General features: G+C 68.8%; 9 protein-coding genes. 8 read left to right on the forward strand and 1 reads right to left on the reverse strand.

Translation table 11 applies throughout. From position 1 onward, the window contains the following. Positions 1 to 32: 32 nt before the first annotated feature. Positions 33 to 860 carry a TIGR03619 family F420-dependent LLM class oxidoreductase gene (locus ABZX61_RS15635; protein ID WP_355195190.1) on the reverse strand — a complete coding sequence of 276 codons (828 nt, stop codon included), beginning with the start codon at positions 858 to 860 and terminating at the stop codon, positions 33 to 35. Between the two features lie 269 nt (positions 861 to 1,129). On the opposite strand from ABZX61_RS15635, the gene ctaD reads away from it, so the two are divergent. From ctaD to ABZX61_RS15675, 8 genes are all read left to right on the forward strand, one after another. Further along, positions 1,130 to 2,833 (forward strand): cytochrome c oxidase subunit I, encoded by a 1,704-nt coding sequence (gene ctaD, locus ABZX61_RS15640; protein ID WP_350722225.1) that lies wholly within the window; start codon positions 1,130 to 1,132, stop codon positions 2,831 to 2,833. A gap of 33 nt (positions 2,834 to 2,866) precedes the next feature. Beyond that, positions 2,867 to 3,100, forward strand: a complete 234-nt coding sequence (locus ABZX61_RS15645) for a hypothetical protein (RefSeq protein ID WP_350722223.1) — start codon at positions 2,867 to 2,869, stop codon at positions 3,098 to 3,100. Between the two features lie 4 nt (positions 3,101 to 3,104). Continuing rightward, positions 3,105 to 4,838: a fumarate reductase (quinol) flavoprotein subunit gene (gene frdA / locus ABZX61_RS15650; protein ID WP_355194938.1), complete on the forward strand. Its 1,734-nt coding sequence runs from the start codon at positions 3,105 to 3,107 to the stop codon at positions 4,836 to 4,838. Further along, complete coding sequence (sdhB, locus tag ABZX61_RS15655) at positions 4,831 to 5,565, forward strand: succinate dehydrogenase iron-sulfur subunit (protein WP_350722219.1); 735 nt, start codon at positions 4,831 to 4,833, stop codon at positions 5,563 to 5,565. Before frdA ends, sdhB begins: the two co-directional genes overlap by 8 nt. Further along, on the forward strand, positions 5,562 to 5,945 hold the full coding sequence (locus ABZX61_RS15660) for a hypothetical protein (protein WP_355194940.1): 384 nt from the start codon (positions 5,562 to 5,564) through the stop codon (positions 5,943 to 5,945). Before sdhB ends, ABZX61_RS15660 begins: the two co-directional genes overlap by 4 nt. Beyond that, positions 5,942 to 6,283: a fumarate reductase subunit FrdD gene (gene frdD / locus ABZX61_RS15665; protein WP_355194942.1), complete on the forward strand. Its 342-nt coding sequence runs from the start codon at positions 5,942 to 5,944 to the stop codon at positions 6,281 to 6,283. The genes ABZX61_RS15660 and frdD overlap by 4 nt, the downstream gene beginning before the upstream one ends. Before the next feature lie 146 nt (positions 6,284 to 6,429). Then, on the forward strand, positions 6,430 to 9,174 hold the full coding sequence (locus ABZX61_RS15670; protein ID WP_355194944.1) for an immune inhibitor A domain-containing protein: 2,745 nt from the start codon (positions 6,430 to 6,432) through the stop codon (positions 9,172 to 9,174). A gap of 91 nt (positions 9,175 to 9,265) precedes the next feature. Continuing rightward, the gene (locus ABZX61_RS15675; protein ID WP_350722214.1) at positions 9,266 to 10,204 is read left to right on the forward strand and encodes a diacylglycerol kinase family protein; all 939 of its coding nucleotides are present in this window, start codon (positions 9,266 to 9,268) and stop codon (positions 10,202 to 10,204) included. The last annotated feature ends 1 nt before the right edge of the window (position 10,205 follow it).

Below are 10,205 nucleotides of genomic sequence, written 5' to 3' on the forward strand. Positions count from 1 at the left end.
GCGGATATCCGCAATGTGGGACATGTGGCGCGTCAGGCGAGGAGGCGGCCGGGGGCGTTGCGGCGCAGGAAGTCCTCCACCTCCGCCAGTGACAGCCCGGGCCGGTGGGCCAGGATGAGCCGGTCCACCCCCGCGTCCGCGTAGGCGCGCACGGTCCCGGGGTCGAGGGGGCGGGCCGGGGTGACCGAGATGTGCGGGGTCGTGCCCGCCGCCGCGGCCTCGGCGCGTACGGACTCGATCTGGGCCGCCGCCGCCCGCAGGCCCAGCATCCAGCCGTACCAGCCGTCGGCCAGCTCGGCGGCCCGCCGGTGCGCGGCGCGCGTGTGGCCGCCCATGACGACCGGCACGCGTCCGAGCGGGCGCGGGTGGGCGTCGACGCCCTCGAACGAGACGTACCGGCCGTGGAAGGCGGGCTCGTCCTGCTCCCACAGCGCGCGCATCGCCCGCAGGTACTCGGCCGTACGTTCGCCGCGGCCCTCCAGGGGCACGCCGAGCGCGCGCAACTCCGGCTCCAGGTAGCCGGCCACGGCCCCGAACACCAGCCGTCCGCCGCTGAGCACGTCCACGCTCGCCAGCTGCTTGGCCAGCACCAGCGGGTCGCGCTGGGGCAGCACCACGCAGCCGGTGGCCAGCAGGATCCGCTCGGTGTGCGCGGCCAGGAACGCCAGCGAGACCACGGCGTCCAGCAGCGGCGCGCCGGGTTCGAGCGGCGAGGGATCGACCCGGGGGCTGGGCAGGACCACGTGGTCGGCCGTCCACAGCGAGTCGTAGCCCAGCTCCTCCGCCAGCGCGGCGATCCTGGCGGCGCCGCGCCGGTCGGCGCCGGCGTAGCCGTTGGGCAGGTGAAATCCGAGCGTCATGGGCACGCCTGGAAACGCTAGGCCGGATTCAGCCGATCCACCAGCGACGATCACGCATGGGTCGCATGCCGCGCCCGCATGTCAAACCTTCCGGTGCGAATGTCAAAGAACGTCTTCCCGAGCGGCGCTGCTTGGCGTGGAATGGGTAGATCGGGGCAGGCCATGGTGGGCCGCATCCGGCGGTCCGCCGCAGGTAGCCGAATCGCGCCTGAGGTGGGCGGCGTCCAGCGGTCCGTCGCAGGTAGCACTCCGCACTGGAGGGAGCAGCCGTGACGACTGTTCGCGAGACCTCGATCGAGCAGGTCAGGCGCCGCCGCACCGGGACCGTCCTCGCCTCCTGGCTGTCGACGACCGACCACAAGGTCATCGGGTATCTCTACCTGATCACCTCGTTCGGGTTCTTCCTCGTGGCCGGCCTCATGGCCATGGTCATCAGGGCCGAGCTCGTCTCCCCCGGCATGCAGCTGGTCAACCAGCAGCAGTACAACCAGCTGTTCACCATCCACGGCACGGTGATGCTGCTGCTGTTCGCCACCCCGCTGTTCGCGGGGTTCGCGAACGTGGTCATGCCGCTGCAGGTCGGCGCGCCCGACGTGGCCTTCCCCCGGCTGAACGCGGTCGCGTACTGGATGTTCCTGTTCGGCGGGCTGATGGTGGTGGCCGGGTTCTTCACCCCGGGCGGGGCGGCGGACTTCGGCTGGTTCGCCTACACGCCGCTGTCGACGGCGCTGTACTCGCCGCAGATCGGCGGCGATCTGTGGATCATGGGCCTGGCGCTGTCGGGTCTCGGTACGATCCTCGGCTCGGTCAACTTCATCACCACGATCATCGGCATGCGGGCGCCCGGCATGACCATGTTCCGGGTGCCGCTGTTCACCTGGACCGTGCTGCTGACCAGCATGATGGTGCTGATGGCGTTCCCCGTGCTGGCCGCGGCGCTGCTGGTGCTGGAGTCGGACCGCAAGCTGGGCACGCAGGTCTTCCACAGCGAGAACGGGGGCGCGCTGCTCTGGCAGCACCTGTTCTGGTTCTTCGGCCACCCCGAGGTCTACATCATCGCGCTGCCGTTCTTCGGGATCATCTCCGAGGTGATCCCGGTCTTCAGCCGCAAGCCGCTGTTCGGCTACCTGGGGCTCGTCGGCGCGACGATCACCATCGCCGGGCTGTCGATGACCGTGTGGGCCCACCACATGTTCCCGACCGGCCAGGTGCTGCTGCCGTTCTTCTCGCTCATGACGTTCCTCATAGCGGTGCCGACCGGGGTGAAGTTCTTCAACTGGATCGGCACGATGTGGCGGGGCCATCTGAGCTTCGAGACGCCGATGCTCTTCGCCGTCGGGTTCCTGGTGACGTTCCTGCTCGGCGGGCTCACCGGGGTCATCCTGGCCTCGCCGCCGCTCGATTTCCACATCAGCGACACGTACTTCGTGGTCGCGCACTTCCATTACGTCGTCTTCGGCACGGTCGTGTTCGCGATGTTCTCCGGCTTCTACTTCTGGTGGCCGAAGATGACCGGCCGGATGCTCGACGACCGCCTGGGCAAGGTGCACTTCTGGACGCTGTTCATCGGCTTCCACACCACGTTCCTGGTGCAGCACTGGCTCGGCATGCTCGGCATGCCCAGGCGCTACGCCGACTACAGCCCGGGCGACGGCTTCACCGCGCTCAACGAGTTCTCCTCCGCCGGGGCGTTCCTGCTCGGGGCCTCGACGCTGCCGTTCCTCTACAACGTCTGGAAGACGGCCAAGTACGCGCCCAAGGTCACCCTCGACGACCCGTGGGGGTACGGCGGCTCCCTCGAATGGGCCACCAGTTGCCCGCCGCCACGCCACAACTTCGTCAGCATGCCCCCGATCCGCTCCGAACGGCCCGCCTTCGACCTGCACTACCCCCGCGAGCAGGCGGAGCTGCCTTCAGTAGTTGAGCCCGACGAAGCCTCCGAGGCCGAGCCTCGCCCGGAGAATCCCGACTGATCATGAAATTTCGCCTATCTAGGGAGATCGGCGATGTCAGGCACGCGAATCCCCTTCACCCCCGAGACGGCCCCCTGCGGGAAGAAGTCCGGCGGTGAGCGCCTCGTCGACGACGACGGCTACGGCCTGGTGATCCGTGACCAGTTCTTCGACTGCGGCTGCCGCCGGATCCGGCACGAGTACCACGACGGCAGCATCCACCTGTCCGCCATCCGGCACGACGGCAAACGGGTGAAGGACCCGATACAACCCGACCACGGGAAGTGACGTAATGATCGACGTGCTCATCGTCGGAGGAGGCGGAGCGGGCCTGCGGGCGGCCGTCGCGGTCGCCGAGAGTGACCCGTCCCTGAAGGTGGCGGTCGTCTCGAAGGTCTATCCGATGCGCAGCCACACCGTCTCCGCCGAGGGCGGCGCCGCCGGGGTGATCGGCGTCGGCGACACGCTCGACGAGCACTGCTACGACACGATCTCCGGCGGTGACTGGCTGTGCGACCAGGACGCCGTCGAGGCGTTCGTGGCCGAGGCGCCCGAGGAGCTGATCCAGCTCGAGCACTGGGGCTGCCCCTGGAGCCGGGAGAGCGACGGGCGCGTGGCGGTCCGCCCGTTCGGCGGCATGAAGAAGATGCGCACCTGGTACGCGGCCGACAAAACGGGCTTCCACCTCTTGCACACCTTGTTCCAAACAACCCTGAAATATCAGGACGTGTTGCGGTACGACGAGTGGTACGTCACCAAGCTCGTCGTCGACGACGGCCGCGTCCACGGCGTCGTGGCCGTCGAGATCAGGACCGGCCGCATCGAGACCATCGCCGCCAGGACCGTCATCCTGGCCACCGGCGGCTGCGGCCGCGTCTTCCCCTTCACCACGAACGCCGCCATCAAGACCGGCGACGGCATGGCCCTGGCCTACCGGGCGGGAGCGCCGCTGAAGGACATGGAGTTCGTCCAGTACCACCCCACGGGCCTGCCGTTCACCGGCATCCTCATCACCGAGGCGGCCAGGGCCGAGGGCGGCTGGCTGATCAACAAGGACGGCTACCGCTACCTGCAGGACTACGACCTCGGCAAGCCCACGCCCACGCCGAAGCTGCGCAGCATGGAGCTGGGCCCGCGCGACCGCCTCTCCCAGGCGTTCGTGCACGAGCAGCAGAAGGGCCGCACGGTGGACACCCCGTACGGCCCGGTCGTCTACCTGGACCTGCGCCACCTGGGCGAGGGCAAGATCGACGCCCGCATCCCGTTCGTGCGCGAGCTGTGCCGCAGCTACCAGAACCTCGACCCGGCCACCGACCTCATCCCGGTGCGCCCGGTCGTGCACTACATGATGGGCGGCGTCCACACCGACATCGACGGCGCCACCCCCGTCGCCGGGCTGTTCGCGGCCGGGGAGACCGCCTGCGTGAGCATCAACGGCGCCAACCGGCTCGGCTCCAACTCGCTGCCCGAGTGCCTGGTCTTCGGCCGCCGGGCCGGGATCGCCGCCGCCGAGTTCGCCAGGTCGCACCGGGACGGCGAGCCGGCCGCCGTGCGGAGCCAGGGGGCCGACGAGCGGCGCCGGTTGGAACGCGTCCGCGAGGGCAGCAGCACCGGTGAGCGGATCGCCGACCTGCGCGAGGAGATGCAGCACACCCTGGAAGGGGCCGCCGGCATCTACCGCACGGGCGACGTGCTCACCAAGGCCGTCGACACGCTCGCGGAGCTGCGCGAGCGCGCCGAGGAGGTCCGCATCGACGACACGAGCACCGCGTTCAACACCGAGCTGATCAACCTTCAGGAGCTGCACACCATGCTGGAGGTCGCGCAGACCATCGTGGCCTGCGCGCTGAACCGGCAGGAGTCGCGCGGCGCGCACCAGCGCACCGACTTCCCGGCCAGGGACGACGCCGCCTACCTCGCGCACTCCCTGGTGCACCGCGCACCCGACGGCACCCCGTCCGTCGGGCTGCTCCCCGTGACGATCACCCGCTGGCCTCCGGGAGAAAGGGTGTACGGACGTGACTGATGGGACGGCGACGATCAGGGTCGAGGTGGCCCGGTACCGGCCCGGCGAGGACGAGGAGCCGGTGTTCCAGGGGTACGACGTGCCGCTCATGGCCGACTGGGCGGTCCTCGACGGCCTCAACCACATCAAGGACCAGCTCGACGGCAGCCTGTCGTACCGCTGGTCGTGCCGGATGGGCGTGTGCGGCTCGTGCGGCATGACCGTCAACGGCGAGCCCAGGCTGACCTGCGGCACCTTCCTCACCGAGTTCGGCGCGGGCCCGATCAGGATCGAGCCGCTGAAGGGCTTCCCGGTCATCAGGGACCTGGTCGTGGACATCGACGGGTTCCTGGCCAAGCTGTCGTCCGTGCGGCCCTGGCTGATCAGGGAGGGCGAAGAGCTGCCGCTGACCGCCGAGTACGCCCAGACGCCCGAGCAGCTGGAGGCGTACAAGCAGTACAGCATGTGCATCAACTGCCTGCTCTGCTACTCGGCCTGCCCCGTCTACGTGCTCGACCCCGACTTCCTCGGCCCGGCCGCCATCGCGCTCGCCCAGCGCTACAACCTGGACTCGCGCGACATGGGCGACCGGTTCGACGTGCTCAACCAGGAGGACGCCGTCTGGGGGTGCACGTTCGTCGGCGAGTGCACGCGGGTCTGCCCCAAGCACGTGGACCCGGCCGAGGCCATCCAGCGCTACAAGCTGACCGCCGCCCTGCGTTCGGTCCTGCCGTGGAGCAGGCGATGACGACCGCCTACCGCCCGCCGCGCGACAACCTCTGGTTCGTCCGCACCCGCCACTGCGCGGTGTTCGTGCTGCGCGAGCTGACCAGCGTCTTCGTGGCCTGGTCGATCGTCTTCGTGCTGATGTTCGCCGACGCGGTGCGCGGCGGCGCCCTCCAGGAGTTCGCCGAGCTGGCCGCCCGGCCGTGGATGATCGCGATCAACGTGCTAGCGCTGGCCGCGACCGTCTTCCACACGATCACGTTCCTCAACCTCGCCCCCAAGGCCACGGTCGTCCGCCTGGATGGCTGGCGGGTGCCCGCCTGGATGATCCAGGGCGGCAACCACTCGGCGTGGGTGGCGATCTCCCTCCTGATCGCCTACTTCATCCTGAGGTCGCCATGAGACGCACCCTGGAGCCGTACCTGTGGCTGCTCTTCAGCGGCGGGGGAGTGGTGGCGGCGCTCGTGCTGCCGGTGCTCGTGCTGCTCTTCGGGGTGCTCATGCCGCTCGGCGTGGTCGACTGGCCCGCCCCCGAGCAGCTGCGCGCGCTGCTCGACCCCGTGCCGGTACGGCTCGCGCTGCTCGGGGTCGCCGTGCTGTGCCTCTTCCACGCCGCGCACCGGATCAGGTTCACCAGTGAGGAGGTGCTCGGCATCGCCAGGTTCGACCTGGTCATCGCGGTGATCTGTTATGGCGGCGCCGTCGCGGGCGGGATCGTGGCCTGGCTCATATTGTTCTGATTCCTTATGCCAACGGTGCGCTAAATGTCCCCCTTTGATCACATTTCAACGACGTACTTTACTATTCGTTGAAGCACCCTCTAACGTCCGGCATTGCACACCCCTATGGCCATGCGCCCGGCGACCCCGGGCAGAGAGGGTTCCTGGTGCCCAGCACGAAGCGCTTATTAGCAGCATTGCCGGCGGTCGCCCTTCTCGGCGCCGCCCTGTCCGCGCCCACGGCTCAGGCGGCGTCCGTCGCGAACTACGAGCCCACCGCCGCGGACTACTACATCAACTACGCTCCTCCGGCGGTCGAGAAGGACCCGCAGGAGCCGTCGGTCAACGACAAGAACCAGCGCTCGCTCAGTCCGGCACAGAAGTTCGACCGCAAGTTCACCAGTGGAAATCCGGCCGCCGGCCGCATTCTCGCCGCCCGCGAGAACGAGGCCATCAGGACCGGCCGTAATCCCGCTGAATGGATTTTCAAGAACTCCAAGCAGACCCGCACGGCCAAGCTCCTGACGATCCTCGTCGAGTTCAACGAGCAGGCCAACGACGACTTCTCGGGCTTCAACCGGCCGCGCACGACCGACAGCGACGCGAACGACTGCGTGGTGGAGCCGCCCGGCACGCTCAAGAGCGGGCCCCTCCACAACAAGATCCCCAACCCGGCCACGCTGCCGCACAAGGACAACAACTCCTTCTGGGTCAAGGACTTCAGCCCCGAGCACTTCAACAAGATGCTCTACACCGACAAGGGCATCACCGAGCGCGTCCGCCCCGACCTGAAGGACCCGCGCGACGGCAAGCCCGGCATCGACATCTCCGGCTACACGATGAAGAAGATGTACGAGGAGATGTCCAAGGGCGCCTACTCCGTCACCGGCTCGGCGGCCGGCTGGATCAAGGTCCCGCACTCCGAGGCCTGGTACGGCGCCGCGGCCTGCGGCGCTCCTCCGCAGGACATGTCCGGCCACCCCGACAACCCGCGCGGCGCCCAGCAGCTGCCGATCGACGTGGTGGAGAGCCTGGTCAAGGCCCAGCCGAGCTTCCCGTGGGCGGACTACGACGTCGAGGACGTCGCCGACGCCGACGGTGACGGCAACTTCAACGAGCCCGACGGCGTGATCGACCACCTGGTGCTGGTGCACGCCGGCAAGGACAAGTCGTCCGACGGCGGCGCCGAGGGCACGTACGCGATCTGGGCCCACTCCAGCGCGGTCGCCGGCGGCTACAAGATCCCCGGCACCGACAAGAAGATCTCCAACTACATCGTGCAGCCCGAGGACTCCGGCGTCGGCGTCTTCGCCCACGAGTACGGCCACGACCTGGGCCTGCCCGACCTGTACGACACCTCGGGCCAGGCCAGCTCGGCCGTGGACTTCTGGGACCTGATGTCCAGCGGCTCCCACTCCGGCCCGATCTTCCAGTCGATGCCGTCCCACATGGGTCTGTGGGACAAGTGGGTGCTCGGCTGGGCGAACCCGAAGACGTTCAACCCGGGCGACGCCTCCAAGATCGTCACGGTCGGACAGTCCTCGCGCACGCCCAAGCTCACCGAGGACGGCGTCCGGGTCAACCTGGCCTCCACGCCGCTCAAGATGATCGACCCCCACAGCGGCTCGAACGCCTGGTGGAGCGGCCTCGACCAGGACTGGGCCAACCTCACGGTGACCCGCGACCTGCCCGTCCCCGCCGGCACCGATCTCAAGTTGTGGATGTGGAACAACTACGTGATCGAGCAGGACTGGGACTTCGGCTTCGTCGAGGTCTCGACCGACGGCGGCCAGACCTGGGCCCAGCAGAAGGTCTTCGACGAGGCCGGCGCCGAGGTCAGCACGCCCGACGACTATCCGGACCCGAACAACAACCTGCACGCCTTCGGCGAGAAGAAGTACGGCCTCACCGGTGACAGCGGCGGCTGGCGGCACGACTACGTCAACCTGACGCCGTTCGCCGGCAAGACGATCAAGCTGCGGATGACGTACAACACCGACGCCGCCTTCCAGGAGCGCGGCTGGCACGCCGACGACTTCCAGCTCACCAACGGCGGCACGGCCGTGTGGAGCGACGACGTCGAGAACGGCGACAACGGGTGGAAGGCCGTCGGCGGCACGTTCACCAACACCAGCGGCACCGGCTGGACCCGCAACAACGGCAGTCGCGAGATCTCCCGGTTCTACCTGGCCGAGTGGCGCAACTTCGACGGCTTCGACAAGGGCCTGCAGTACGCCTACGACACCGACTACTCCCGCGACGGGGCGTGGAAGGTGCAGAAGCTGAAGTACAACGCGCCGGGCCTGCTGGTGTGGTACCGCGACTCGACGTTCATCAACAACAACGTCGGCGACACCCTGCGGCTCCCGCCGAGCCTCGGTCCCAAGGGCAGCCTGCTGGTCGTGGACTCGCACTTCGACCCGCTGCGCCGCACCGGGACCGCGGCCGAGAAGGACCCGACGCTGCAGAAGAACCTCCAGGGACGCGTCCAGTCGTCCAACGCCGCGTTCGGGTTCGGCAAGACGTACCCGTTCAAGGAGTGCCTGGAGGCGGAGGGCGAGCCGTTCAGCGCGTACTGCACGGACCTGCCCGCGCAGAAGGGCGTCCCGGCCTTCACCGACGCGAAGACCTGGTACCCGGGCCTCGAGCTGATCGGCAGTGGTCTCTACTACCGTGACTTCGACGCCTCGGCGGTTGTGCCGTCGAAGGGTGACCAGACGTACAGCAGTCGCGTGGTGCACCCGGACGGCACCCCCGCCACGGAGCTGTACGGCCAGGTGGCCGCCGGCTCGGTGCTCGGCACCGGCAACCCCGGTGACGAGGGCAAGGCGCTCGGCGTGCAGTTCAAGCTGGTGAGCCCGCTTCCGGGCAACCTGGGCGCCATCGTCCAGGTCGTCCCGCCGAAGAAGTAACGATCAAGAAGGCCGCCGGGGTGTCCCGGCGGCCTTCCGCGTGCCGGCGGCCGAACATAGGCAGCGCGGTCTGCGCCTACCATTGGTGACCATGAGCGAATTGCGCACCAAAGACGAGCACACCGAGGCGATCCGGAGAGATCGCAAGGTGGCAGTGGTGGTGAACACTCGCTCGCGCCGCGGCCGCCGCCACTATTTCGAGGTGATCGAGCAGATCCACAACCTCGGCTTCGAGCCGCTGGTGGAGCTGTCGGTCTACAACCCCAAGCGGCTGCGCGAGCTGCTCGACGCGGCCCTGGCCACCGAGCCCGACCTGCTCGTCGTGGGCGGCGGCGACGGCACGCTCTCCTCGGCCGTGCGCCATGTGGCCCACCGCGACGTGGCGCTCGGGGTGCTCCCGCTGGGCACCACCAACAACTTCGCCCGCAGCCTCGGCCTGCCGCTCGACCTGGCGGGGGCGATCAGGGTGTTCGCCGAGGGCAAGGTGGCCGACATCGACCTGGGGATGGCCGACGACCGGCCGTTCGCCAACCTGGCCAGCTTCGGGGTGTCCGTCGAGGTGGCGGGCAAGGTCAAGCCGTGGCTCAAGCGCATCGTGGGGCGCCCGGCCTACCCGCTGACCGCTCTGACGATCCTGCCGGGGCACACGCCGTTCCGCGCGTACATCACGGTCGAGGGGCAGCGCCACGAGCTGCTCACCCACCAGCTCAACATCGCCAACGGCCGCTTCCACGGCGGCTGGCAGGTGGCCAAGGACATCAGCATCGACAACGGCATGCTGGTGGCCTACCAGCTCGGCTCGGGCAAGAAGCTGCGCCTGCTCGGCGAGACGCTGATCAGGGCGACCACCGGACGGTGGCGCAGCATGGCCGGCGGGCCGTTCGTGGTGGGGCGGGAGATGCTGCTGGAGACCGACCCGCCGATGGCGGCCGACGTGGACGGCGAGGTACGGCTGCGCACCCCGATCCGGCTGCGCGTGGTCCCCAACGGCGTGCGCGTGATGGTGCCCTCCTCCTTCGAGGACCGCTGAC

This window comes from Nonomuraea sp. NPDC003709 (assembly GCF_040610775.1).
Classification (GTDB): domain Bacteria; phylum Actinomycetota; class Actinomycetes; order Streptosporangiales; family Streptosporangiaceae; genus Nonomuraea; species Nonomuraea angiospora_A.

What these genes read in the sequence shown, in the direction of transcription:
- ABZX61_RS15645 (WP_350722223.1), top strand. Translation starts at nt 2,867, where the DNA reads ATGTCAGGCACGCGAATCCCCTTCACCCCCGAGACGGCCCCCTGCGGG.
- frdA (WP_355194938.1), top strand. Translation starts at nt 3,105, where the DNA reads ATGATCGACGTGCTCATCGTCGGAGGAGGCGGAGCGGGCCTGCGGGCG.
- ABZX61_RS15675 (WP_350722214.1), top strand. Translation starts at nt 9,266, where the DNA reads ATGAGCGAATTGCGCACCAAAGACGAGCACACCGAGGCGATCCGGAGA.
- frdD (WP_355194942.1), top strand. Translation starts at nt 5,942, where the DNA reads ATGAGACGCACCCTGGAGCCGTACCTGTGGCTGCTCTTCAGCGGCGGG.
- ABZX61_RS15660 (WP_355194940.1), top strand. Translation starts at nt 5,562, where the DNA reads ATGACGACCGCCTACCGCCCGCCGCGCGACAACCTCTGGTTCGTCCGC.
- ABZX61_RS15635 (WP_355195190.1), bottom strand. Translation starts at nt 860, where the DNA reads ATGACGCTCGGATTTCACCTGCCCAACGGCTACGCCGGCGCCGACCGG.